The organism is Pluralibacter gergoviae ATCC 33028 = NBRC 105706 (assembly GCF_001598855.1).
Lineage (GTDB): Bacteria > Pseudomonadota > Gammaproteobacteria > Enterobacterales > Enterobacteriaceae > Pluralibacter > Pluralibacter gergoviae.
The window spans coordinates 230061-256058 of the sequence record NZ_BCZS01000002.1; the positions used below are offsets into that span (position 1 = coordinate 230061).

The 25998-nt window shown below is 62.4% G+C and carries 18 protein-coding genes and 1 pseudogene; 13 read left to right on the forward strand and 6 right to left on the reverse strand.

Translation table 11 applies throughout. The annotated features are described in order from the left end of the window. Positions 1-57 precede the first annotated feature (57 nt). Complete coding sequence (locus ENGE1_RS03540) at positions 58-678, reverse strand: TIGR04211 family SH3 domain-containing protein (protein WP_045287286.1); 621 nt, start codon at positions 676-678, stop codon at positions 58-60. Positions 679-893: 215 nt separating this feature from the next. Between ENGE1_RS03540 and ENGE1_RS03545 the strand changes: the two are divergent. The 5 genes and pseudogenes from ENGE1_RS03545 to ENGE1_RS03565 form a co-directional block, all read left to right on the forward strand. Beyond that, positions 894-1661: pseudogene (locus tag ENGE1_RS03545) on the forward strand (CYTH domain-containing protein); the annotation flags it as partial. A gap of 165 nt (positions 1662-1826) precedes the next feature. After that, entirely contained in the window at positions 1827-4667 is a 2841-nt protein-coding gene (gene glnE / locus ENGE1_RS03550) for a bifunctional [glutamate--ammonia ligase]-adenylyl-L-tyrosine phosphorylase/[glutamate--ammonia-ligase] adenylyltransferase (RefSeq protein WP_048254402.1), read from the forward strand. A gap of 47 nt (positions 4668-4714) precedes the next feature. Continuing rightward, positions 4715-6142 carry a bifunctional D-glycero-beta-D-manno-heptose-7-phosphate kinase/D-glycero-beta-D-manno-heptose 1-phosphate adenylyltransferase HldE gene (hldE, locus tag ENGE1_RS03555; RefSeq protein ID WP_043080734.1) on the forward strand — a complete coding sequence of 476 codons (1428 nt, stop codon included), beginning with the start codon at positions 4715-4717 and terminating at the stop codon, positions 6140-6142. Positions 6143-6492: 350 nt separating this feature from the next. Beyond that, positions 6493-9543: an autotransporter-associated beta strand repeat-containing protein gene (locus ENGE1_RS03560; RefSeq protein ID WP_064360546.1), complete on the forward strand. Its 3051-nt coding sequence runs from the start codon at positions 6493-6495 to the stop codon at positions 9541-9543. 47 nt (positions 9544-9590) lie between these two features. Further along, positions 9591-11096 (forward strand): autotransporter outer membrane beta-barrel domain-containing protein, encoded by a 1506-nt coding sequence (locus ENGE1_RS03565; RefSeq protein ID WP_064360547.1) that lies wholly within the window; start codon positions 9591-9593, stop codon positions 11094-11096. A 60-nt stretch (positions 11097-11156) separates the two neighbouring features. Here ENGE1_RS03565 and ppa read toward each other — a convergent pair whose 3' ends face one another. Beyond that, complete coding sequence (gene ppa / locus ENGE1_RS03570; protein WP_043080733.1) at positions 11157-11687, reverse strand: inorganic diphosphatase; 531 nt, start codon at positions 11685-11687, stop codon at positions 11157-11159. Between the two features lie 268 nt (positions 11688-11955). Here ppa and ytfQ point away from each other — a divergent pair, with 268 nt between their 5' ends. The 4 genes from ytfQ (at position 11956) to yjfF (ending at position 16596) form a co-directional block, all read left to right on the forward strand. Further along, complete coding sequence (gene ytfQ / locus ENGE1_RS03575; protein WP_048254401.1) at positions 11956-12912, forward strand: galactofuranose ABC transporter, galactofuranose-binding protein YtfQ; 957 nt, start codon at positions 11956-11958, stop codon at positions 12910-12912. A gap of 157 nt (positions 12913-13069) precedes the next feature. Continuing rightward, positions 13070-14575, forward strand: coding sequence for a galactofuranose ABC transporter, ATP-binding protein YtfR (gene ytfR / locus ENGE1_RS03580; protein ID WP_048254399.1), 1506 nt, complete (start codon positions 13070-13072; stop codon positions 14573-14575). Positions 14576-14588: 13 nt separating this feature from the next. Continuing rightward, positions 14589-15611, forward strand: coding sequence for a galactofuranose ABC transporter, ATP-binding protein YtfT (ytfT, locus tag ENGE1_RS03585; RefSeq protein ID WP_043080730.1), 1023 nt, complete (start codon positions 14589-14591; stop codon positions 15609-15611). After that, positions 15598-16596: a galactofuranose ABC transporter, permease protein YjfF gene (yjfF, locus tag ENGE1_RS03590; protein ID WP_043080729.1), complete on the forward strand. Its 999-nt coding sequence runs from the start codon at positions 15598-15600 to the stop codon at positions 16594-16596. The genes ytfT and yjfF overlap by 14 nt, the downstream gene beginning before the upstream one ends. Here yjfF and ENGE1_RS03595 read toward each other — a convergent pair. Next, a complete protein-coding gene (locus tag ENGE1_RS03595; RefSeq protein ID WP_048254395.1) occupies positions 16577-17848 on the reverse strand; it encodes a type II toxin-antitoxin system HipA family toxin in 1272 nt (423 codons plus the stop codon). The genes yjfF and ENGE1_RS03595 overlap by 20 nt on opposite strands. Positions 17849-17850: 2 nt before the next feature. Continuing rightward, a complete protein-coding gene (locus ENGE1_RS03600) occupies positions 17851-18306 on the reverse strand; it encodes a helix-turn-helix domain-containing protein (protein ID WP_048254393.1) in 456 nt (151 codons plus the stop codon). A 158-nt stretch (positions 18307-18464) separates the two neighbouring features. Between ENGE1_RS03600 and ENGE1_RS03605 the strand changes: the two genes are divergently transcribed. Next, positions 18465-19460: a LacI family DNA-binding transcriptional regulator gene (locus ENGE1_RS03605; protein ID WP_048254391.1), complete on the forward strand. Its 996-nt coding sequence runs from the start codon at positions 18465-18467 to the stop codon at positions 19458-19460. Here the strand turns inward: ENGE1_RS03605 and ENGE1_RS03610 are convergent. Then, positions 19448-20893, reverse strand: coding sequence for a glycoside hydrolase family 32 protein (locus ENGE1_RS03610; protein ID WP_048254389.1), 1446 nt, complete (start codon positions 20891-20893; stop codon positions 19448-19450). The genes ENGE1_RS03605 and ENGE1_RS03610 overlap by 13 nt on opposite strands. Positions 20894-21107: 214 nt before the next feature. Between ENGE1_RS03610 and ENGE1_RS03615 the strand changes: the two genes are divergently transcribed. Beyond that, entirely contained in the window at positions 21108-22019 is a 912-nt protein-coding gene (locus tag ENGE1_RS03615; RefSeq protein WP_043080724.1) for an aminoimidazole riboside kinase, read from the forward strand. Positions 22020-22077: 58 nt separating this feature from the next. Then, positions 22078-23328 carry an oligosaccharide MFS transporter gene (locus tag ENGE1_RS03620; protein ID WP_048254387.1) on the forward strand — a complete coding sequence of 417 codons (1251 nt, stop codon included), beginning with the start codon at positions 22078-22080 and terminating at the stop codon, positions 23326-23328. A gap of 56 nt (positions 23329-23384) precedes the next feature. Here the strand turns inward: ENGE1_RS03620 and fbp are convergent, their stop codons facing one another. After that, positions 23385-24383 carry a class 1 fructose-bisphosphatase gene (fbp, locus tag ENGE1_RS03625; RefSeq protein WP_043080722.1) on the reverse strand — a complete coding sequence of 333 codons (999 nt, stop codon included), beginning with the start codon at positions 24381-24383 and terminating at the stop codon, positions 23385-23387. A 179-nt stretch (positions 24384-24562) separates the two neighbouring features. On the opposite strand from fbp, the gene mpl reads away from it, so the two are divergent. Then, complete coding sequence (mpl, locus tag ENGE1_RS03630) at positions 24563-25930, forward strand: UDP-N-acetylmuramate:L-alanyl-gamma-D-glutamyl-meso-diaminopimelate ligase (protein WP_045287275.1); 1368 nt, start codon at positions 24563-24565, stop codon at positions 25928-25930. Positions 25931-25998 lie beyond the last annotated feature (68 nt).

Sequence of the window (25998 nt, forward strand, 5' to 3'; positions counted from 1 at the left end):
CCTTACTGAAAAATCACCCGATAATACGCAAGTGTAGAGGAGATGGCGAATCGGGCATCAGTTCATCCAGCGGTCTTTGCGCTTGCGGCTCGGCACCAGGTGCGGCAGCACCAGGCCGAGGATCAGGCCCGCGCCGAGCACGCCGCCGCCGTACATAAACCACTGCATAATAATCGTGCGCTGCTTATCGTCCAGCTGCAGGTTGGCGGCGTTCACCTTCTTCTGCGCGACGATAAGCTCATTCTTCAGCTTCTGATTCTCTTCTTTCAGGCCGTTAATGACGCTATCGCTACCGGCCACTTTCTGCTGCATATCGGCGGTGCGCTGATTCCAGGTATTATCAATATTGTTCAGCTTATCGGTCAGGGTTTTGACCTGATTTTCGAGGTCCGGCACGCGGGTTTTCAGGCTTGGGCTGGTGCTCAGCTCCTTCAGCGGGATCCAGGCGGTGCGGCCGCTGCTGTCTTTCACCTGGGCGTACTGGGTGTCATTATTGGTTTGCAGGAGCTGCACTTCTTCTCCGGCGTTCACGGTGCCGACCAGGCGGTAGTTATCGCCCGGGCCGCTGCGTACCCAGGTGTTCAGTTCATCGGAGACATAACGTTTTTCATCAGCGTGGGCGATGGTGGAAGCGCTAAGTGCAAGTAAAGTCAGTCCAATCAGGCGTAATTTAAGCATCAGGTCGTCATTTTGGTCATTAGGTGGAACGAAAAAAGTCGCACGAGATAGTAGTGGCATCAGTCTGACGACGCCAGGCATTCTGCTGCAATCGGAATCCTCCAGGAGGAGATTGCATGGCAAAGTGCGGAGAAATACACTCTACTGACAAGAATTATGCGTGTAAGTTCGGCGTCATTACCAATCCCGGTCACTCAACGATAAGAAAACTGGACATGGAACAGGAAATCGAATTGAAGTTCATCGTCGATCCGCGCGGTACAGAGACCCTCCGCCAGCGGCTCGGCGCCCTCAGCGCGCAGCACGTGCCCGCCGCGCAGCTGCTCAACATCTATTACGAAACCGACGACGGCTGGCTGCGCGGTCACGATATGGGCCTGCGCATTCGCGGCCAGGGCAAAACCTATGAGATGACCCTCAAGACCGCCGGCCGCTCCGTCGGCGGCCTTAACCAGCGCCCGGAGTACAATATTCCCCTTACGAAGCCCGAGCTGGCGCTGGAGAAGCTGCCCGCCGACGTCTGGCCCGGCGGCAGCCTGCCCGCCGATCTTGCCGGGCGGGTGAAGCCGCTGTTCAGCACCGATTTTCAGCGCGAGAAGTGGCTGGTGGACTGCGGCGAAAGCCGGATTGAAATTGCGCTGGATAACGGCGAAGTCAAAGCGGGCGAGCACCGGGAGCCTATCGGCGAACTGGAGCTGGAGCTGCTGAGCGGCCGGGTTGAGGATGTTCTGGCCCTGGCGGGCGAGCTGCTGGAGAGCGGCGTTCTGCGGCAGGGAAGCCTGAGCAAGGCCGCCCGCGGCTACCATCTGGCGAAGGGCAATCCGCCCCGCGAGCCGCGAGCCCCGGCCTACGGCGCGCAGGACAATGCCGGCCTTGAGGCGGCGCTGGCCCACTGGCAGTATCACGAAGAGCTGTGGCTGCGCGGCAGCGCTGATGCGAAAGCGCAGGTCGCTGACGCCGTGGCCTTTATCGGTAAAACGCTCGCCGCCGAACACGAGATGGCCGCCGAGCAGATGGCGCAGGTTGCGCAGATCATCAGCGATGCGTCTACCGCCGCCGATGCCGCTTTTAACCCGCAGGTGGCGCGCGCCAAACTGATGCTCACCGCTTTTCTTGTCACCGGACGATAACATTAATAGAGGAACGCCATGACCGCGCTCTCTTCACCGCTGCAGCAGCACTGGCAGACGGTAGCCGACCGGCTGCCGGACGACTTCCCCGCCGCCGACCTGCGCCCCGAGGCGCGGGCGGCGATGGCCTTTAGCGATTTCATTGCCGACAGTCTGGCCGCGCACCCGCAGTGGCTCGAAGAGCTGGCGCAGGCGCCGGTGGCGCCCGGCGAGTGGCGGCACTACGGCGACTGGCTGGCGCAGGCGCTGGCCGATGTCAACGACGAGGCGGCCCTGATGCGCGCCCTGCGGCTGTTTCGCCGCCGGGTGATGGTGCGCATCGCCTGGGCCCAGGCGCTGTCGCAGGTCCCGACCGAAGAGAGCCTGCAGCAGCTGAGCCAGCTTGCCGAGACGCTGATCGTCGGCGCCCGCGACTGGCTGTACGCCGCCTGCTGCCGCGAGTGGGGCACCCCGACCAGCACCCGCGGCGAGGCGCAGCCGCTGCTGATCCTCGGCATGGGCAAGCTCGGCGGCGGCGAGCTGAACTTCTCCTCGGATATCGACCTGATTTTTGCCTGGCCCGAGCACGGGGCGACCGCTGGCGGGCGCCGGGAGCTGGACAACGGCCAGTTCTTTACCCGCATGGGCCAGCGGCTGATCAAGGTGCTGGACCAGGCCACCCAGGACGGCTTCGTCTACCGCGTGGATATGCGCCTGCGCCCGTTCGGCGACAGCGGTCCGCTGGTGCTGAGCTTTGCCGCGCTGGAGGACTACTACCAGGAGCAGGGCCGCGACTGGGAGCGCTACGCGATGGTCAAGGCGAAGGTGCTCGGCGACAGCGGCGGCGCCTACGGCGACGAGCTGCGCGCCATGCTGCGCCCGTTCGTCTTCCGCCGCTATATCGACTTCAGCGTCATCCAGTCCCTGCGCAATATGAAGGGCATGATCGCCCGCGAAGTGCGCCGCCGGGGCCTGAAGGACAACATCAAGCTCGGCGCGGGCGGCATTCGCGAAATCGAGTTTATCGTCCAGGTCTTCCAGCTGATCCGCGGCGGACGCGAGCCGTCGCTGCAGAGCCGCTCCCTGCTGCCGACCCTGGACGCCATCGACGCGCTGCACCTGCTGCCGGAGGGCGAGGCCGGGCAGCTGCGCGACGCCTACCTGTTCCTGCGCCGGCTGGAGAACCTGCTACAGAGCATTAACGACGAGCAGACCCAGACCCTGCCGGAAGACGACCTTAACCGCGCCCGGCTGGCGTGGGGCATGGGCTGCCGCGACTGGGACTCGCTCTACACCGCGCTCGCCGGGAAGATGGCCGCCGTGCGCCGTATCTTTAACGCCCTGATCGGCGACGATGAAGAAGCCACCGCCGACGAGCAGCTTTCTGAGCAGTGGCGCGAACTGTGGCAGGACGCGCTGCAGGAGGACGACACCACGCCGGTGCTGGCCCACCTCAGCGATGAGGACCGCCATCGGGTGGTGGCGGAGATCGCCGATTTCCGCAAAGAGCTGGACCGCCGCACTATCGGCCCGCGCGGCCGCCAGGTGCTGGATACCCTGATGCCGCATCTGCTGAGCGAGATTTGCGCGCGCGATGACGCTCCGCTGCCGCTGTCGCGCATTATGCCGCTGCTGACCGGCATCGCCAGCCGCACCACTTATCTGGAGCTGCTGAGCGAATTCCCCGGCGCGCTCAAGCACCTGATCCGCCTCTGCGCCGCCTCGCCGATGGTCGCCAGCCAGCTGGCGCGCTATCCGCTGCTGCTTGACGAACTGCTGGACCCCAACACCCTCTACCAGCCCACCGCCACCGACGCCTACCGCGACGAGCTGCGCCAGTACCTGCTGCGGGTGCCGGAAGAGGATGAGGAGCAGCAGCTGGAGGCGCTGCGCCAGTTTAAGCAGGCGCAGATGCTGCGGGTGGCGGCGGCGGACATTGCCGGCACGCTGCCGGTAATGAAAGTGAGCGATCACTTAACCTGGCTGGCCGAGGCGATGATCGACGCCGTGGTGCAGCAGGCGTGGACCCACACCGTGGCCCGCTTCGGCCAGCCGCGCCACCTGGCCGGGCGCGAAGGGCGCGGCTTTGCGGTCATCGGCTACGGCAAGCTCGGCGGCTGGGAGCTGGGCTACGGCTCTGACCTCGATCTGGTGTTCCTCCACGACTGCCCGGCGGACGTGACGACCGACGGTCCGCGCGAAATCGACGGCCGCCAGTTCTATCTCCGGCTGGTGCAGCGCATCATTCACCTGTTCAGCACCCGCACGTCGTCGGGCATTCTGTACGAAGTGGACGCTCGCTTACGTCCCTCCGGGGCGGCGGGTATGCTGGTCACCACCGCCGATGCTTTTGCCGACTATCAGCGCAGCGAGGCCTGGACCTGGGAGCATCAGGCGCTGGTGCGCGCCCGGGTGGTCTACGGCGACGGCCAGCTGCACGGGCAGTTCGACGCTATCCGCAAAGCTATCCTCGCCATTGAGCGCGATGGCCCGACGCTGCAGACCGAGGTGCGCGAAATGCGCGAGAAGATGCGCGCCCACCTCGGGGGCAAACACCGGGACCGCTTCGACATCAAAGCCGACGAGGGCGGCATTACCGACATTGAATTTATTACCCAGTACCTGGTGCTGCGCTACGCCCACGACAGGCCGAAGCTGACCCGCTGGTCCGATAACGTGCGCATTCTGGAGCTGCTGGCGCAGAACGGCATCATGGACGACGAAGAGGCGCTGGCGCTGAGCCGGGCCTACACCACGCTTCGCGATGCGCTGCACCACCTGGCGCTGCAGGAGGCGCCGGGCCACGTCGCGCCGGACGCGTTTCACGCCGAGCGTGAGCTGGTGCGCGCCTGCTGGCAGAAGTGGCTGGTCGCGGGCTGAGTTATGCTATTATCGCGCGCAACTGAAGAATCTAGCAGGAGTCAGGAATGAAAGTAACGCTGCCGGAGTTTACACGCGCAGGCGTCATGGTGGTTGGCGATGTGATGCTGGACCGCTACTGGTATGGCCCAACCAGCCGCATCTCGCCGGAGGCCCCGGTGCCGGTGGTGAAGGTGGATACCATTGAGGAGCGCCCCGGCGGCGCGGCCAACGTGGCGATGAACATCGCCGCCCTCGGCGCCAGCTCGCGGCTGGTGGGCCTGACCGGCGTCGATGACGCCGCGCAGGCGCTGGCGAAGGCGCTGGCGAATGTGAAGGTGCAGTGCGAGTTCGTCGCCGTGCCGACCCATCCGACCATCACCAAGCTGCGCGTGCTGTCGCGCAACCAGCAGCTGATCCGCCTCGACTTTGAAGAGGGCTTTGCCGGCGTCGATCCGCAGCCGATGCACGACCGCATTCGCCAGTCACTGGGCAGCGTCGGCGCGCTGGTGCTCTCCGACTATGCCAAAGGGGCGCTGGAGAGCGTGCAGGCGATGATCGGGCTTGCCCGCGAGGCGGGCGTGCCGGTGCTGATTGATCCGAAAGGCACCGACTTTGAGCGCTATCGCGGCGCGACCCTGCTGACCCCGAACCTCTCTGAGTTCGAGGCGGTGGCCGGTAAGTGTCAGGATGAAGCCCAGCTGGTCGAGCGCGGCATGAAGATTATTGCCGATTACGATCTCTCCGCCCTGCTGGTTACCCGCTCCGAGCAGGGCATGACGCTGCTGCAGCCGGGCAAAGCGCCGCTGCACATGCCGACCCAGGCGCAGGAAGTGTATGACGTCACCGGCGCCGGCGATACGGTGATCGGCGTGCTGGCGGCGACGCTGGCGGCGGGCAACTCTCTCGAAGAGGCCTGCTTCTTCGCCAACGCCGCGGCGGGCGTGGTGGTTGGCAAGCTCGGTACCTCAACCGTGTCGCCGATTGAGCTGGAGAACGCCGTGCGCGGCCGCGCCGACACCGGCTTCGGCGTGATGAGCGAAAGCGAGCTGAAGCAGGCGGTGGCCGCCGCCCGCCAGCGCGGTGAGAAGGTGGTCATGACCAACGGCGTGTTTGACATTCTGCACGCCGGGCACGTCTCCTACCTGGCCAACGCCCGCCGCCTCGGCGACCGGCTGATCGTGGCGGTCAACAGCGATGCCTCCACGAAGCGCCTGAAGGGCGACACCCGGCCGGTCAATCCGCTCGATCAGCGGATGATCGTCCTCGGCGCGCTGGAGGCCGTAGACTGGGTCGTCTCCTTTGAAGAGGATACGCCCCAGCGCCTGATCGCCGGCATTCTGCCGGACCTGCTGGTGAAGGGCGGCGACTATAAGCCTGAGCAGATTGCCGGCAGCAAAGAGGTGTGGGCCAACGGCGGCGAAGTGATGGTCCTTAACTTCGAAGACGGCTGCTCGACTACCAATATCATCAAGAAGATCCGGCGCGACAGCTGATCTTTTCCCGGCGGCCTGCGTTCCCGCAGGCCGCTAGACATCCTTCCGCCTGCTGTCATTAAGATATTCGCTATCAGCGGACGATTTTTTTGATATTGCGACCTGACTCAATTTCCCGCGCACCCTGAATGGTGATTTAGCAAGTCGGCTATACCTTTAATATTCATATTATCCCGGAATACCTTTTTAAAAGGCGCGTTGTATTTTTTACGGCATCCACGCTGTTATATCGCACCTGGTATAGCAGTGCGGGAAACCGCTTATTTATTAAATTAAATGGCCGGCAGAATATAAAATATATTCCTGCTTCATGCGCCATTTTTTCCATTCTTTGATGATCAGGAGTGCGTATGAAATCAACCTACCGGCTCTCTTTTCTGGCCTCGTGTATCTGCCTTGCCGTCGGATCTTCTCAGGCGTATGCCGCCTGCGACAATACCTCGCCGGGTAATGGTGATAAGGTAACCTGTTCTGCTGACCAGGTAGGCAATACCGCTGTCGTTAGCGCAGACGGGGTCTCGGGCGTCACTGTTCAGCAGGATGGCACGCTGGACGTCAGCAGCGGCCCGGCCATCTCGCTTGGCGATAGCTCGACCATTCGCAATACCGGCATAATTTCCGGCACCAGCGCCGGTATTCTGCTGCGCGAAGGGAGCGCGGAAAATACTATCAATAATAGCGGTTCGATTACCGGTACGGCGGGGCCGGGGATCCGTATTAATGCTAAAGGTAATACTGCTATCACTAATTCCGGTAATATCAGCAGCGGTGAAGGCACGAGCGGCACCGCTACTCTGTTTGGCGACGGCGACGACACGCTGACCGTCACCGGTGGGACCATTACCGGCATTGTCAATCAGGGCAGGGGAGCCGATACGCTGCACATGGTTGACGGTACGATTGACGGCGATGTCATTCAGGGCGTGACGGAGGCCAACGGCGATGACTTTGCCAGCGATAAGGTGCTAATTGAAGGTGGAACCATTACCGGCGGCATTACCCAGGGTGAAGGTATTGATGACTTCGAGATGACCGGCGGCACTATTGGCTCCCTGCAGCAGGGCGGCTCTCAGGATACCTTTCGCATGACCGGCGGCTGGATTAAAGGGGCCTTTGAAGACGGCGACCATGCGGAGATGACCGGCGGGCGCATCGGCAACGTTCAACTGAAGGCGGCAGACAATTTCTTCGATATGAGCGGCGGCAGCGTGGACGGCAACGTCTCCTCCGGCTTGGGAAAAGATACCTATATCATTCGCGGCGATGCAAAAATCGGTAATTCGATCAGCACCGGCGCGGAGAAGGACAGCGTGACGCTGAAAAGCGGGACCATCGTTAATGAGATCCGTATGTCCACCGGCGACGACCTGTTCCGCTGGGAGGGCGGCAGCGTCGGTGGGGCAGTAAAGATGGAGGCGGATAACGACCGCGTGGAGCTGGTGGGCGTGGGGACCAACATCACCGACTCATCGCCGCTGATTGACGGTGGTAATGGCGATGACTCCATCATGCTCGACAACAGCCAGTACGTGCACAGCGATGCCAACCTGCTGGCGGGGTTTGAGCACGTGGATTTGACCAACGGCTCTACGCTGACCCTGCGCAACAATATTCTCAAGCTGGGGGATAGCCAGGACGACAATGCCAGTACCGGCTTCAGCATTGACTCGGGCAGCACGCTGGCTATTGAAAACGGCGCGGCAACCGATTTCACCGGCCACCTCAGCGGTACCGGCACCGTCAGCACCAATACCAGCGGCAAGGCGTTTAACTTCACCAATAACAATAAGGCCGACGGCTTCGGCGGCACCCTGGCGCTGGGCAACAGCACCCTGGCGCTGGCGGGAGTGAACACCCAGGCGCTGAAAAATGCAACGCTGCGCGCGGACGACAAAAGCATTACCACCGTCGGCAGCGGTCAGCAGACGATCGGCGGGCTGACCTTCAACGGCGGTACCGTCGTCTTCGGTGCGGTGGCGCCGGGCAACACCGTTAGCGACAATACCATCCAGACCAGCAAGAATCTCGATATCAGCGGCAAGGGCAGCGTGAAGGTGAGTCTGGGCGACGCGGTCAACTATGCCCCTGACGTCAATGATAAGGTCCAGCTGCTCAAGCAGGATGACGGCGAGAACCTGATTAAGCTGGTGGGCTCAGGCGGTACGGTGACCGGCAACGGCAGCGCGCTCACCCTGAAAGACAGCAGCGGCAGCGTCATCAGCAGCGGCAAAATGACCCATATTGTTAATACCGCCGGCGGCCCGACGGTGGCCGAAGGCACCTGGGACTGGAAGCTGTCTGACGGTACCGGTCACGACGGGCTGTACGTCACTTACGCCCTGAAAGAGGTGAACCTGAAGGGCGCGGGCAGCGATGCGCTGGCGCTTAACAGCGGCACCGATACCGGCAGCGCCGCCGATCTCAGCGCGAAAGTGACCGGCGCGGGCGATCTGGCGATAACCGGCGGCACGGTCTCCCTTTCCAACAGCAGCAACGACTACCGCGGCGTCACCGACGTGCGCGGCGGTACGCTGCAGATGAATAACGACAGCGTGCTGGGCAACACCTCCCTGCTGAAGCTGGCGGACGGTACCGGGCTGAAGATGGCGGGGCATACCCAGACCGTCGGCGCGGTGGCGACGGCGGCCGGATCGCTGGTCGATATCGCGGGCGGTAATCTGACGATTAACAGCGGCGGCACGGTGCAGGGCCATATGCAGGGGGCGGGAACGCTGTCCCTTGAGGGCGGAGAGCTTACCGTCACCGGCGCGAATACCGGGCTAAGCGCCACTACAGCGGTGAACAGTGGGGCCGCCGCCACGCTGGACAACACCCAGGGGCTGGGCTCCGGCGCCATCGACAACGGCGGAACCGTCAACCTTAACGCCGCCAGAGGGACCTTCGCCAACAGCGTCAGCAATAGCGGCAAAATCAATCTTACCGGCAGCCAGGTGCAGCTCTCCGGCGACAACACTCAGTTCAGCGGCGAATTCAGCATCGACAAGGACAGCCGCCTGACGGCAGCCCAGGCGTCCCACCTCGGCAGCGCCGCCGTGCACGATGAGGGCACCCTGGCGCTGGTGACGGATAGCGACTGGACGCTGGCGAACGTCGTGGACGGCAGCGGCAACCTGGTCAAAGACGGCGCGGGTACCCTGACGCTGACCGATCCCAATCTGGCCTATACCGGCAGTACCGATATTCTCAGCGGCGGCCTGCGCTTCGGCTCCCGCGAGGCGCCGTCAACCCTCGCCTCATCCCAGGTTAATATCGCCGCAGGGGCGATGATGGCGGCTAACGGCACCGTCAGCGGCGGCGTTGACAACAAAGGCACCCTGCAGGTGGGTCAGAGCGGCCTCCCCGCTGCGGAGCCGGCGAACGCGGTCCGCGCGGCGACCTGAGCAACAGCGGCACCGTCCAGCTGGCCCAGATCGGCAGCGATGCGCAGGTGGGCAATACGCTGACGGTGAACGGCAACTATGCCGGCAACGGCGGCAAAATCCGCTTTAACACCGTGCTCGGCGACGATAGTTCACTGACCGACCACATGACCGTGGAGGGCGATACCAGCGGCACCACCCTGGTCAGCGTCGCCAACGCCGGCGGCACCGGCGCGCGGACCCTCAACGGCATTGAACTGATTGCGGTTAACGGAAATTCCGCAGGGGAGTTCGTGCAGGACGGACGCATCGCGGCGGGCGCCTACGACTATACGCTGGGGCGCGGCGTCGGGGCGGCGAGCAATAAAAACTGGTACCTGACCAACGAAGCGACGGAGCCGACAAACCCGACCGAGCCAACCGATCCTACGGACCCGGGCGATCCCGGTACGCCGCCGGTCGATCCGGGTAATCCAACCGATCCGGGCGATCCCGGCACGCCGCCGGTCGATCCCGGCAATCCGACCAGTCCGACGGATCCAGGCGAGCCGACCAACCCGGGCACGCCGCCAACTGCGCCAGCGAAGCCCGCCTACCGTCCGGAGGCCGGGAGCTACATCGCCAATATCGCGGCGGCCAACACCATGTTTATCACCCGCCTGCACGACAGGCTGGGCGAAACCCAGTACACCGACGCCCTGACCGGCGAGCAGCGGGTGACCAGCCTGTGGATGCGCCAGGTGGGCACCCACAACCGCTGGAAGGACAGCTCCGGGCAGTTGAAAACCCGCAGCAACCAGTACGTTATTATGCTTGGCGGCGACGTGGCGCAGTGGAGCAGCAGCGGTCTCGACCGCGGCCACCTCGGGCTGATGGCGGGCTACGGCAACAACAGCAGCCATACGCACTCCAGCGCCACGGGCTACGGCTCAGACGGCAAAGTGCACGGCTATAACGTCGGCATTTACGGCACCTGGTACGCCAACGACGCCGATAAGACCGGCCTGTACGTGGATACCTGGGCGAGCTACAGCTGGCTGAAAAACTCGGTCAACGGTGAAGATCTCGCCAGCGAAAGCTATCACTCTAAGGGCTTCACCGGCTCGCTGGAGACCGGCTACACCTGGCAGGTCGGCGAGTTCTACGGCAGCAAGGGGACGCTGAGTAAGGTCTACATCCAGCCGCAGGCGCAGGCTATCTGGATGGGCGTCAGGGCGAAGAACCACACCGAGGATAACGGGACCCGCGTCAGCAGCGACGGCGACGGCAACGTGCTGACCCGCCTCGGCGCCCGGGCTTATCTCAACAGCTACAGCAAGCTCGATGAGGGCAAACAGCGCGAGTTCCAGCCCTTTATCGAGGCTAACTGGATCCACAATACCCGCCGCTTCAGCACCAAAATGGACGGCGTGCGCCTGAGCCAGGAGGGGGCGCGCAACCTGGGCGAGGTCAAGACCGGGGTTGAGGGCAAGCTGAGCAATAACCTCACCGCGTGGGGCAACGTCGGCCAGCAGCTTGGCGATCATAAATACAGCAATACGGAAGCGATGCTGGGCGTGAAGTACAGCTGGTAGGAAAAGCGTGAAAAAAATGGCCACCGCAAGCGGTGGCCATTTTCTATTTCTGGCAGAAACTTATTTCTTCTGCGCGCGCTCGAAGGAGGCGATGATTTCAGCTTTGGCCGCGTCAGCGTTATCCCAGCCGTCAACTTTAACCCACTTGCCGCTTTCCAGATCTTTGTAGTGCTCAAAGAAGTGGGTGATCTGCGCTTTCAGCAGGTCCGGCAGGTCGTTCACGTCTTTGATGTGATCGTACTCTTTGCTCAGCTTGGTGTGCGGAACCGCAACCAGCTTGGCATCTTCACCGGATTCGTCGGTCATTTTCAGCACGCCAACCGGACGGCAGCGGATCACTGAGCCCGGCTCCAGCGGATACGGGGTCGGGACCAGTACGTCAACCGGGTCGCCGTCCAGGGAGAGCGTGTGGTTGATGTAGCCGTAGTTGCACGGGTAGAACATGGCGGTAGACATGAAGCGGTCAACGAACAGCGCGCCGCTCTCTTTATCCACTTCGTATTTGATTGGGTCGGCATTGGCCGGGATTTCGATAACTACGTAGATGTCTTCAGGCAGCTCTTTGCCCGCCGGGACGTTGAGTAAGCTCATGTCTGATTCCTTAAAATGTCGTTCGATCAAGTGCCGGACATTATAGCCAACTGTGCTTAAAAGTCCTGAACTCTTTTCTCCGCCGCCGCCGGTAAAAGGCGAAAAATCCATAAACATAGCGGCCTGCTGAATACCCATATGAAAGCGCTTACAAATAACGGCGGCTCTTTGCGGAACTGTGACCTCGCGCATTTCGTTCATTCGGGCATTGTCTATAGTTTCGGCAGTTGACGCTTTTAACAACAATAACCCCGCGAGGATACCTCTTATGTGGAAGCGCTTACTTCTTGTCTCTGCCGTCACCGCCGCCGCGTCGTCCGCGGCAGTCGCCGCTCCGTTAACTGTCGGTTTTTCACAGGTGGGTTCCGAGTCGGGCTGGCGCGCCGCCGAAACCAGCGTGGCGAAAAGCGAGGCCAGCAAGCGCGGCATTACTCTGAAAATCGCCGACGGCCAGCAGAAGCAGGAGAACCAGATCAAGGCCGTGCGCTCGTTTATTGCCCAGGGCGTTGACGCTATCTTTATCGCGCCGGTCGTGGCGACCGGCTGGGAGCCGGTGCTGAAAGAGGCGAAGCAGGCCAAGATTCCGGTCTTCCTGCTGGACCGCTCCATCGATGTGAAAGACAAGTCGCTGTATATGACAACGGTTACCGCCGACAACGTGCTGGAAGGCAAGCTTATCGGCGACTGGCTGGTGAAGACCGAAAACGGCAAGCCGTGTAACGTCGTCGAGCTGCAGGGCACCGTGGGCGCCAGCGTGGCGATTGACCGTAAGAAGGGCTTCGCCGAGGCGATAGCTAAAGCGCCAAACATCAAGATTATCCGCTCCCAGTCCGGCGACTTTACCCGCAGCAAGGGTAAAGAAGTCATGGAGAGCTTTATCAAGGCCGAGAATAACGGCAAAAACATCTGCATGGTGTACGCCCACAACGACGATATGGCCATCGGCGCCATTCAGGCGATAAAAGAGGCGGGGCTCAAGCCGGGCAAAGATATTCTCACCGGATCTATCGACGGCGTGCCGGATATCTATAAGGCGATGCTCGCGGGTGAGGCGAACGCCAACGTTGAGCTGACGCCAAACATGGCGGGTCCGGCGTTTGACGCGCTGGAGAAATTCAAAAAGGACGGCACCGTGCCGCCGAAGCTGACCCTGACGCACTCGCAGCTCTATCTGCCGGCGGATGCCCAGGCGCAGCTGGATAAGAAAAAGGATATGGGGTACTGAGTTTACTCTTTCCCCTTCACCCTAACCCTCTCCCCGTAGGGAAGAGGGGACCGGTTAGCGGAGTTTTCTCCCTCTCCGCGCGGGGAGAGGGGCAGGTTAGCGAGGTTTTCTCCCGCAGGGAGAAGGCCGGGGTGAGGGTGACACAGTGAGCAGAACCATGAGCGAAATATCCCAACGCCAGGACATACTTCGCACCGAAGGACTGAGCAAATTCTTCCCCGGCGTCAAGGCGCTGGATAACGTCAACTTCAGCCTGCGGCGCGGCGAGATCATGGCCCTGCTCGGCGAAAACGGCGCCGGGAAATCCACGCTTATTAAGGTCCTGACCGGGGTGTATCACGCCGATCGCGGCACCATCTGGCTGGAGGGCGAAACCATCTCGCCGAAAAATACCGCCCACGCCCAGATGCTCGGTATCGGCACGGTGTATCAGGAGGTTAACCTGCTGCCGAATATGTCGGTGGCGGATAACCTGTTTATTGGCCGGGAGCCCCGGCGCTTCGGCCTGCTTCGCCGCCGCGAAATGCAGCAGCGCGCCACCGCGCTGATGGCCGCCTACGGCTTCTCGCTGGACGTCAGCCAGCCGCTTAATCGCTTCTCGGTGGCGATGCAGCAGATCGTCGCCATCTGCCGGGCTATCGATCTCTCCGCCAAAGTGCTGATCCTCGACGAACCCACCGCCAGCCTCGACGCCCAGGAAGTGGAGATGCTGTTCACCCTGATGCGCCAGCTGCGCGATCGTGGCGTCAGCCTGATCTTCGTTACCCACTTTCTCGATCAGGTCTACCAGGTCAGCGACCGCATCACCGTCCTGCGCAACGGCGGCTTCGTCGGCTGTCGCGAAACGGCGGAACTGCCGGAGATTGAGCTGGTGAAAATGATGCTCGGCCGCGAGCTGGAGACCAACGCCCTGCAGCGCGCCGGGCGCACGCTGCTGAGCGACAGGCCGGTGGCGGCATTTCACGGCTACGGCAAGAAGGGCGTCATCGAACCTTTCGACCTGCAGGTCAGGCCGGGCGAGATTGTCGGCCTGGCGGGGCTGCTGGGATCCGGGCGCACCGAGACGGCGGAGGTTATTTTCGGCGTGAAAACCGCCGACAGCGGTACGGCGGAGATTAAGGGCAATCCGATCAGGCTGCGTTCCCCGCACCGGGCCTCCTGCGCCGGGATCGGCTTTTGCCCGGAGGATCGCAAAACCGACGGTATTATCGCCGCCGCCTCGGTGCGGGAGAACATCATTCTCGCTCTGCAGGCGCAGCGCGGCTGGCTGCGGCCGATCCCCCGCCGCGAGCAGAACGCTATCGCCGAACGCTTTATTCGCCAGCTCGGCATCCGCACCCCCAGCGCCGAACAGCCGATCGAGTTCCTCTCCGGCGGCAATCAGCAGAAGGTGCTGCTGTCGCGCTGGCTGCTGACTAAACCCCAGTTTCTGATCCTCGATGAGCCCACCCGCGGCATCGACGTCGGGGCGCACGCGGAGATTATTCGCCTGATCGAAACCCTCTGCGCCGACGGCCTGGCGCTGCTGGTGATCTCCTCCGAGCTGGAGGAGCTGGTGGGCTATGCGGATCGGGTCATTATCCTGCGCGACCGCAGACAGGTGGCGGAGATCCCGCTGGAGGCGCTGTCGGTGACGGCCATCATGAATGCCATTGCGGCTTAAGGAGGCACCCGTGATGCCCCAATCTGTTCCCCAGGCAGAGCGCACAAAGCGCACTTTCCGCTGGCCCACCGGGACACCGCAAATCGTGGCCCTGCTGCTGGTGCTGGCGGTCGATAGCCTCGTCTCGCCGCACTTTTTCCAGATAGCCCTGCAGGATGGCCGGCTGTTCGGCAGCCCGATCGACATCCTCAATCGCGCCGCGCCGGTGGCGCTGCTGGCGATCGGCATGACGCTGGTGATCGCCACCGGCGGTATAGACCTCTCCGTCGGCGCGGTGATGGCCATTGCCGGCGCCACGGCGGCGTCGATGGTGGTGGCCGGGCACGGCCTGCCGCTGGTGCTGCTGGCTGCGCTGGCCACCGGTGTGCTGGCCGGCCTGTGGAACGGCATTCTGGTGGCGGTGCTGAAAATTCAGCCCTTCGTCGCCACCCTGATCCTGATGGTCGCCGGGCGCGGCGTGGCGCAGCTGATCACCGCCGGGCAGATTGTTACCTTCGACGCGCCGTCGCTGGCCTGGCTCGGCAGCGGCAAGCTGCTGCTGTTTCCGGCGCCGGTGATCATTGCCCTGCTGACGCTGATCGTCTTCTGGCTGTTTATCCGCAAAACCGCGCTGGGGATGTTTATCGAAGCGGTCGGCATTAACATTCGCGCGGCAAAAAACGCCGGGGTCAATACCCGGCTGGTGGTGATGCTGAGCTACGTGCTGAGCGGCGTCTGCGCCGCTATCGCCGGGGTGATCGTGGCGGCGGACATTCGCGGTGCGGACGCCAACAACGCCGGACTGTGGCTGGAGCTGGACGCCATTCTGGCGGTAGTTATCGGCGGCGGTTCGCTGATGGGCGGGCGCTTCAATATGCTGCTGTCGGTGGTGGGGGCGCTGATTATTCAGGGGATGAATACCGGTATTCTGCTCTCCGGCTTCCAGCCGGAGCTGAATCAGGTGGTGAAGGCGGTGGTGGTGCTCTGCGTGCTGGTGGTGCAGTCGCCGCGTTTTATCGCGCTGTTAAAAAGAGGGCGGGGCCATGCTAAAACGTAATCTGCCGCTGATGATCACGCTCGGGGTGTTTATCCTCGGCTATCTCTACTGCCTGACCCAGTTTCCGGGCTTTGCCTCGACGCGGGTCATCTGCAATATCCTGACCGACAACGCTTTCCTCGGCATTATCGCCGTGGGCATGACGTTCGTGATCCTCTCCGGCGGCATCGACCTTTCGGTCGGGTCAGCGATCGCCTTTACCGGTGTCTTTCTCGCTAAGGCGATCGGTTTCTGGGGGATGTCGCCGCTGATGGCCTTTCCGCTGGTGCTGGTGATGGGCTGCGCTTTCGGCGCCTTCATGGGCCTGCTTATCGACGGGCTAAAAATCCCGGCCTTTATTATTACCCTCGCCGGAATGTTCTTCCTGCGCGGGGTCAGCTATCTGATCTCCGAAGAGTCGATTCCGATTAATCATCCGGTCTACGAGCAGCTTTCCGATATGGCGTGGATGATCCCCGGCGGCGGGCGGCTGAGCGCAATGGGGCTGCTAATGCTGCTGGTGGTGGTGGCGGGGATTTTCCTCGCCCACCGCACCCGCTTCGGCAATCAGGTCTACGCCATCGGCGGCAGCGCCAGTTCGGCAAACCTGATGGGGATCTCCACCCGCAGCACCACCGTGCGCATCTATATGCTGTCGACAGGCCTTGCGACCCTCGCCGGAATTGTCTTCTCCGTCTACACCCAGGCGGGCTACGCCCTGGCCGGAGTCGGCGTCGAGCTGGACGCCATCGCCTCGGTGGTGATTGGCGGCACGCTGCTCAGCGGCGGCGTCGGCACGGTACTCGGCACGCTGTTCGGCGTCGGCATTCAGGGGCTTATTCAGACCTATATCAACTTCGACGGCACGCTCAGTTCGTGGTGGACCAAAATCGCCATCGGCATCCTGCTGTTTATCTTTATTGCCCTGCAGCGCGGCCTGACGGTGCTGTGGGAGCAGCGGCAGAACGCGCCGGTGAAGCGGGTGGCTATCCGCCCGCCAGCGTGAAGGCCTGCGACATTGCCTCCTGTTCGCGGGCGGGAAGGGCGAGATGATGGGCGATCGTTTGCCACTGGCTGACGATCGCTCTGAAGTCGGCAATAATGCCGTCCGCCTCGGCCAGGCCGAGGCGAAAATAGCCCGCCACCTCGCGAGCCAGTTCGAGATCGAGCGCGTTATCGGCCTGCGTAATATTGAGCTTTAGCCCATCGGCGCGGGCGACCGGGTTGATATCGTAGGCCTCGCTGAGCCGCCAGCCTCTTCCCGGAACCAGAATAAAACCATGATTACGCAGGTGATCGTCGGCATTAGAGACGAGAAGATTAAAGACGATCCGCGACCACAGCTCGCGTAGATCGGCCTGTGTTTGCGCGCCGTGTCTTATCAGAACATCGGCAAGCTCCAGGTAGCTGACGCCTGTGGCGGCATCATCATCGTCCTGGTGTCGGGTCAGGGTCATGGCGGATGCAAAGTGAAAGCGCTGTCCGGACGGCGTTCTGTCGAAGCGGCGGACGAGGAAGGTGTGGTAAGGGCTGGCAAATTTGCGCGCCTGGGCGGGAGCGACATTCAGTCCACAGCCGACCGCGAGGGCGTTCACCACCATTTCCCAGCCGCCAACGTCATAGTCATCCCGGGCGCTGGGAAATTTAGCAATATACAGCTGGCCGCTGTCATCGACGACGCTGGCCTTCGGCCGGGCACCGCCCAGCGAACCGCCGGGCGCAATCAGCATTCTGAGCCACTGCTGGCCCATGAGCGCGCTATTGTCTACGTCGTTTTCCAGCGCCAGGCTGGCCCTTTCCAGGGCAGGGAGTTCGGTAAAAGGAGGCGCTGCAGTATCCGTGCGGTTATCGAGAAACGCGCCGCGATCCTCCAGCCTGTAGCGCAGCGCGCCAACGCGATAGAGATCGTGGACGCCCAGCAGATAATCGGATTCGTAAAGCTGGGTTCCCGGCGGCAGAGCGCCGGCGCGAATATCCCGCTCCAGGCGCCGCTTCATGAGCATTCGTCCCCAGCGGTCGGGGCAGGAATCTGCGAACACGCCAAACTTGTCCCGAGGCTGGGCGGGATATTGCGCGCCCGTAAACATTGCGATTTCCGGATCCAGAGGCAAAAAGTTAAGCGCAGGATCGTTTAGCGCCTGCGGATCGTATTCAAATTCAAAAAGCTCGCGCGCGCGTGTTCGCCGGCCGTGCAGAAAACCGATTCGCCTCGGGCCGCGCAGACCGTCCCAGTCTGCATACACGCCGATCGTTGCCATGCTCAATCTCCTTTTGTGGCTGCCCCCGGGCGTTTTAGTAATGCCGCAAGGGCGGATGAGGTATTTTCAATATCGCTTTCGCTGTTCCGCTGACGCGATGCGGCCCGCGGGCGCATTTTTGATGGCGTCTCCCGCGGAGCATCCTGCCGACGCGCGCGGGATTGCGGTGGCAAGGCGAGGCGAGAGTCCTGAAGCTGACGACCGACCAAATCTTCGGCGGCCAGCTTGTTTAGATCCTCTTCAAGTCCCAGTACCTGCATCACCGATAGCCAGGCACCGATGGTAACGCCGGCCCCGCCGGACTCCAGCGAGCGCAGCGTCATGGGCGACATCCCCGCGCGCTCGGCTACCTGCCTGGCGGTGAGCCTGCGGCGCAGGCGCGCGAGCCTCAGCCGCTCGCCAAAATCGACAAGCAGCGCAGTGGTATCGGGAAGAAGTGGAGCCGTTTTTTTCGCCATAATGCTAATATTTTAGCTTTTTATCGCATGATAAGGCTAAAATATTTACACTTTATTCAGCTGTGATTTGCTACATCATACCCTGCGCGCTCGCCCCCTCAAGACAGCGCAGGCAACTTTTGCTACAGTGCCCGCAGTCTGAACTGAGCGGGGCGGGTATGGCTTCTTTAAAGGATGTAGCGCAGCTGGCGGGGGTGTCGATGATGACCGTCTCGCGGGTGATCAACCAGACGGGCGCCGTCTCGGACGCGACCCGCGAGCGGGTGATGCAGGCCGTTGAAGCCCTGAACTACGTCCCGGATCTCTCCGCGCGCCGGGTGCGCAACCAGGGCTCCCGCCCCTCGACCCTCGCCGTGCTGGCGCAGGACACCGCCACCACGCCCTTCTCGGTAGAGATGCTGCTGGCGATTGAGCAGACCGCCGGCGAGTGCGGCTGGAGCAGCTTCCTGATCAATATCTTCTCCGCCGACGATGCCGATCGCGCTACCCGCCAGCTGCTGGCCCACCGCCCGGACGGCATCATCTATACCACGATGGGACTGCGCGAGGTGACGCTGCCCGCCGCGCTTGAGGGCGAGAACTGCGTGCTGGCGAACTGCATCAGCCGCGGCGCCTCACTGCCGGGCTATATCCCCGACGACTTTGAGGCCCAGTACCGGGCAACGCGCTATCTGATAGAGAAAGGCTACCGGCGGCCGCTCTGCTTCTGGCTGCCTGAGGGGGCCATTGCCACCGGCGAGCGCCGCCGCGGCTTTGAGCTAGCCTGGCAGGAGGCGGGGTACAGCCTTGATGTTGTGGGCCAGCACCATATGCTGCCGGGGGATGAGCACTATACCGATCTGGCGGCGCTGCTGGCGCCGATGCTGGCCTCCGGCAGGCCCGATTTTGATGTGCTGATCTGCGGCAACGACCGGGCGGCGTTCGTTGCCTATCAGGTGCTGTTTGCCAGCGGCCTGCGCGTGCCGCAGGACGTGGCGGTGCTGGGCTTTGACAATATGGTCGGCGTCGGCGATCTGTTTCTGCCGCCGCTCACCACCCTGCAGCTGCCCCACGACGTGATTGGCCGCGAGGCGGCGCTGCACATTATTGAAGGGCGCAGCGGCGGCGGGCTGCGGCGCATTACCTGTCCACTGCTGGCCCGTCAGTCGGCCTGAATCGCCGCCAGCGCCCAGAGTTCACCTTTACAGAGCATCGCCTCGCCGTGTGCGGCGTAGAGCCGCAGCGCGCGATCGCCCTCCTGCGGGTAGATGCGGCTGCTGAGCACCGCCTCGCCGTCGTTGACGAAGACCTCCACCGACGAACTGTCGAAGAAGATGCGCAGGCTCAGCAGTACGCCGCCGGGGAGGGGAATGCTGCGGTAGCCGTCCAGCGCCGCATCCGGCGAATCTCGCCACAGCACCAGCCGGCGTGCCTGATTATCCACGTACAGCCGCAGGCTGTTGCCGAGACGCACGCCGTAGTGTTCGGCATCGCTTGCCTGGGTGTCCCAGGTCAGCAGCAGCTCGTGGCACTTCACGCCGTCGGCAAGCTGCCGCTCGCCGACGAGCGTCCCGGCCTCAATCGCCGTCGCCTGCCGGCGCAGGGAGAGCAGCTCCGCTACCGGCAGCTGGCGCAGTTCGCCGTCCACCTCTTTTAACTCGCGCGCAACGGTCATGCAGCCCGCCCAGCCCTCAAGCTTCGAGGGCATCGGCGACTCCCACATATCCATCCACGCGATGATAACGCGCCTGCCGTCGGCGGCGCTGAAGCTCTGCGGAGCGTAAAAGTCGTGGCCGCGATCCAGCTCGCGGAAGGACGACTGCGGCGTGAAGCCGCCGCCGGGCAGCCAGCGCCCGGCAATCACGCCGCTCTGGAAGCGGTTGCGGTAGTCGTAGCCGGCGGGGCGCATTCCCTGGGGAGAGAACATCAGGTACTGCTGCTGGCCGAGCGGGAAAAAGTCCGGGCACTCCCACATATAGCTCTCGCCGGGCTTCGCCCCGGCCAGCACCCGGTCAAAGGTCCAGTTGCGCAGGCTGCTGCCGCGATAGAGCAGCACCTGGCCGCTGTCGTGCCGGTCGCGGGCGCCGATGACCATCCACCACGCGCCGTCCTGGCGCCAGACTTTCGGATCGCGGAAGTGCATGATCCCCTCCGGAGGCAGCAGCACCTCGCCCTGTTTTTCGAAGTGGATGCCGTCCCGGCTGGTGGCCAGACACTGCACTTCGCGGATGGCGCTGTCGTTGCCCTCGCCGTCGAGCCAGACGTGGCCGGTGTAGATAAGCGACAGCACGCCGTCATCGTCCACGGCGCTGCCGGAGAAGCAGCCGTCGCGGTCCTCTTCATCGCCCGGCGCCAGCGCAATGGGCTGCTGCTGCCAGTGAACCATATCCTCGCTGGTCGCGTGCCCCCAGTGCATCGGGCCCCAGTCGGCGCTGTAGGGGTGGTGCTGATAGAAGGCGTGGTACTGGCCGCCGAACCAGATCAGGCCGTTCGGATCGTTCATCCAGCCCGCCGGCGGCGCCAGATGGTAGCCGGGATAAAATGCGCTGCCGCGGCGGGCGCGCATTGCCTCCACTCCGGCCTGCGCGCGCTGTAGTTCCTGCTTCATCGTCTCACCTTAAATATGTCTGTAGTCTGGCACTGATTGTTAACGTTAACTTTTTGCAAGATAAAGTCATGAACTTCTGTAATTGTGAGGTTAATCACGATTGTTAACGTTAACTTAGTGGTTTTGTGATCAAAATTACACCCTGCAGCAAAAAAACTTCTTTTGCCCACAAAACGGTTTATCAATGGCGCATTAGCTTAGCGAGGAAAAGATCATGTCAGCCAAAGTATGGGTACTGGGGGATGCGGTTGTCGATTTACTGCCGGCGGAGGGCGGGCTGCTGCAGCCGTGCCCCGGCGGCGCGCCGGCCAATGTCGCCGTGGGCATTGCGCGCCTCGGCGGCGAGAGCGCATTTATCGGGCGGGTCGGCGGCGATCCCTTTGGCCAGATGCTGATGCAGACGCTGGCGGCTGAGGGCGTGGATGTGCGCTATATGATCTGCGACGAGCAGCGCCGCACCTCGACGGTGCTGGTGGCGCTGGGTGACGAAGGTGAACGCACCTTCACTTTTATGGTCAGGCCGGGCGCCGATCTCTTTCTCAGCGTGCAGGATCTGCCGCCGTTTGCGGCGGGCAGCTGGCTGCACTTTTGCTCGATTGCCCTGTCGGCAGAGCCGTCGCGCTCGGCGGCCTTTTGCGCCGCAGAAACGCTGCGCGCGGCAGGCGGATTTATCAGCTTCGATCCCAATATTCGCGCAGATCTCTGGCAGGACGAGGAGAGTCTGCGCCACTGTCTGCAGCGGGCGCTGGCCCTGGCCGACGTGGTGAAGCTTTCGGTTGACGAGCTGCAGTTCCTCAGCGGCGGCGGTGACCAGGATACGGATATTTGCCGGCTGGCCGCCGGGTACGACATCGGGCTGCTGCTGGTCACAGAGGGTAAAGCCGGGGTGCGCGTCTGCTGGCAGGGCGAAGTCGACCGCTTCGCCGCCGTTCCCGCAGCGGCGGTTGATACCACCGGCGCGGGCGATGCCTTTGTTGCCGGTCTGCTGGCGGCGCTCGCTGAGAACGGTCTTCCCCGTTCACGCGCGGCGCTTGAGCAGCCCGTTGCCCTGGCGCAGCGCTGCGGAGCGCTGGCGGTGACCGCCAGAGGCGCAATGACCGCGCTGCCGTACCGCCGCGATATTTAATACAACCGGCGGCCCGGGCCGGGCCGCTGACCCTACTCACCACGTCCGGAGATGACGTATGACGCTCAATATTCCGCTGCGCAATCCCTGCTACCGGTTTGCCTCCGGCTACTCGTTTCTGTTTTTTATTTCATGGTCCCTGTGGTGGTCGCTGTACGCCATCTGGCTGAAGGGCTCCCTCGGACTGAGCGGCGCGGCGCTGGGAACGCTCTATTCGGTCAATCAGTTCACCAGCATGCTGTTTATGGTGGTTTACGGCGTGGTGCAGGACCGGCTGGGTCTTAATAAGCGGCTGATCTGGGGCATGGGGGCGATCCTGCTGCTCACCGGGCCGTTTATCATCTATCTCTACGAACCGCTGCTGAAAAGCCACTTTACCGCCGGGCTGCTGCTGGGATCGGTCTTCTTCGGCCTCGGCTATCTGGCGGGCAACGGTCTGCTGGACAGCTTTATCGAGAAAATGTCGCGGCGGTGGGATTTTGAGTACGGCACCGCCCGCGCCTGGGGCTCGTTCGGCTACGCCATTGGCGCCCTGTGCGCCGGGGTGCTGTTCAGCATCAATCCGCACATCAACTTCTGGCTGGTGTCGCTGTTCGGCGCGCTGTTCATGCTGATCAATCTGCGCTTTCGGCCAGACCGGACAACGGCCCGCTGCGCGGAGGCGGCAAAGGTGAGCCGGACAGATTTTGCCGCCGTGTTTAAAGACGCCAACTTCTGGATCCTGGTGCTGTTTATTATCGGCTCCTGGTCCTTCTACACCATTTACGATCAGCAGCTGTTTCCGGTGTTCTACGCCGGTCTGTTTGACTCCCCGGCGCTGGGTGCCAGAGTGTATGGCTATCTGAACGCCTTTCAGGTGGTGCTCGAGGCGCTGTGCATGGCGGTTATTCCCTTTCTTATCAACCGCATCGGTCCCAAGAACGGCCTGCTGCTCAGTGTGGCTATCATGATGCTGCGCATCTTCTCCTGCGCGGTGTTCAGCGACCCGTGGGTTATCTCGCTGGTTAAGCTGCTGCACGCTATCGAGGTGCCGCTGGGCGTCATTTCGGTATTTAAGTACGCGGTCGCCAACTTTGACCGCCGCCTCTCATCGACTATCTATCTGGTCGGCTTTCAGATAGCCAGCTCGGTGGGCATCGTGGCGCTGTCGCTGCCGGTGGGCATGCTGTTCGACGCCGCCGGCTACCGTACCGTGTTCTACGTTATTTCCGGCATTGTCTTTCTGATGCTGCTGTTCGGCGCGGCGTTCCTCAGCGGGCGGCGCGACGGCGCGCAGCCGGAGGCGGCGGAAATGGGGGCGGTGGGCTAAATAAAAAAGCCGCAGCGGCGGACCGGCTGCGGCTCTCTTTCACGTCCGTTCAGCCCTTAGGCGTCGGGATATTCGCGGATAAAGCGCTCAACGTCGTCCACCATGTGGTCAGAGCCGACGAAGAACGGGCGGCGCTGGTGCAGGGCCGTCGGAATAATATCCAGAATACGTTCTTTACCGTCGCTGGCCTTGCCGCCCGCCTGCTCGGCGAGGAACGCCATCGGGTTGCACTCGTACAGCAGGCGCAGCTTGCCTTCCGGATGGCTGGCGGTGCTCGGGTAGAGATAGATGCCGCCCTTGAGCAGGTTGCGGTGGAAATCGGCGACCAGCGAGCCGATGTAGCGCGAGGTGTAAGGACGGTTGGTGGCTTTATCCTCTTCCTGGCAGAACTTGAGGTACTTCTTCACGCCGTTCGGGAACTTGATGTAGTTGCCTTCGTTAATGGAGTAGGTGTTGCCCTTCTCCGGGAACTCCATCCGCTCCTGGCTTAAGCAGAAAACGCCCAGTGACGGATCGTAGGTGAAGGCGTGCACGCCGCAGCCGGTGGTGTACACCAGCATGGTGGAGGAGCCGTACACCACGTAGCCGGCGGCCACCTGCTTGCTGCCGGGCTGCAGGAAATCTTCTTCGGTGACCGGCGTACCGACCGGCGTCACGCGGCTGTAGATAGAGAAGATGGTCCCCACCGAGACGTTAACGTCGATGTTGGAGGAGCCGTCGAGCGGATCCATCAGCACCACGTATTTGGCGTGCTCGCAGCCTTCGAAGACAACGATATCGTCCTCTTCCTCTGAGGCGATACCGGCGACGATATCGCGGGCCTTCAGCGCGGCTTTCAGCTTCTCATTCGCGAAAAGATCCAGCTTCTGCTGCGTTTCACCCTGCACGTTCTCAACGCCGCTGGCGCCGAGGATATCCACCAGACCGGCCTTATTGATATCGCGATGGATAATCTTGGCACCGAGCTTTATTGCCGACAGCAAAGCAGTGAGTTCGCCCGTCGCGTGAGAAAACTCGTGCTGCTTCTCAACAATAAATTCACCTAACGTTTTCATAACACATTCCCTGCAATTGAGATGGAGTAATGCTGTTTGAGCCAACAATCTTAACAAACTATCAAATCCAGGCGTACAGGTGAATCGCGCCAGCAACGGTAACAATTGTCCGAAATGCGTTTCACCGTATGCAGACATATGGGTAAAATGTGCCGCTGATAAAAGAGGAACAGAGAAGTATGCGCATTCATATTTTGGGGATCTGCGGCACCTTTATGGGCGGTCTGGCGATGCTTGCCCGCTCGCTGGGGCATGAAGTGACCGGCTCTGACGCCAATGTCTACCCGCCGATGAGCACCCTGCTAGAAGAGCAGGGCATTGCGCTTATCCAGGGCTATGACGCCAGTCAGCTGGAACCGCAGCCGGATCTGGTGATTATCGGCAACGCCATGACCCGCGGCAATCCGTGCGTCGAGGCGGTGCTGGAGAAAAATATTCCGTTTATGTCGGGCCCGCAGTGGCTGCACGACTTCGTGCTGCGCGACCGCTGGGTCGTGGCGGTGGCCGGCACCCACGGCAAGACCACAACCGCCGGCATGGCGACCTGGATCCTTGAAGTATGCGGTTACAAACCAGGCTTTGTTATCGGCGGCGTACCGGGGAATTTCGACGTATCTGCGCGGCTGGGCGACAGCCCGTTCTTCGTTATCGAAGCGGACGAGTACGACTGCGCCTTCTTCGACAAGCGCTCCAAGTTCGTTCACTACTGCCCGCGCACGCTGATCCTCAATAATCTTGAGTTCGATCACGCGGACATTTTCGACGACCTGAAGGCCATTCAGAAACAGTTCCACCACCTGGTGCGCATCGTGCCGGGGCAGGGGCGTATCATCTGGCCGGAAAGCGACATCAATCTTAAGCACACCCTGGCGATGGGCTGCTGGAGCGAGCAGGAGCTGGTGGGCGAGCAGGGCCACTGGCAGGCGAAGAAAACCACCACCGACGCCTCCGAGTGGGACGTACTGCTCGACGGCGAGAAGGTCGGGCACGTTAAGTGGGCGCTGGTGGGCGAGCACAACATGCATAACGGCCTGATGGCGATTGCCGCCGCCCGCCACGTCGGCGTCGCGCCGGCCGATGCCGCCGACGCGCTGGGCAGCTTTATCAATGCCCGCCGCCGCCTGGAGCTGCGCGGCGAAGCCAACGGCGTTACCGTCTATGACGATTTCGCCCACCATCCGACCGCGATCCTGGCGACCCTGCAGGCGCTGCGCGGCAAGGTTGGCGGCACGGCGCGCATCCTGGCGGTGCTGGAGCCGCGCTCCAACACCATGAAGATGGGCGTCAGCAAAGACGATCTGGCCCCGTCTCTGGGCCGCGCCGACGAGGTGTTCCTGCTGCAGCCGCAGCACATTCCGTGGCAGGTGGTGGACGTCGCTGACGCCTGCGTGCAGCCCGCCCACTGGAGCGCCGATGTCGATACCCTGGCCGATATGGTGGTGAAAACCGCCCAGCCGGGCGACCATATTCTGGTGATGAGCAACGGTGGCTTCGGCGGCATCCACCAGAAGTTGCTCGACAAGCTGGCGGCGAAAGCGCAGGCGTAAGCAGCACTTTTTTTCACGGCCAGCGGCTTCCTCTGGCCTTTTTTATATCTTTTTGGACCCGGAGCAAC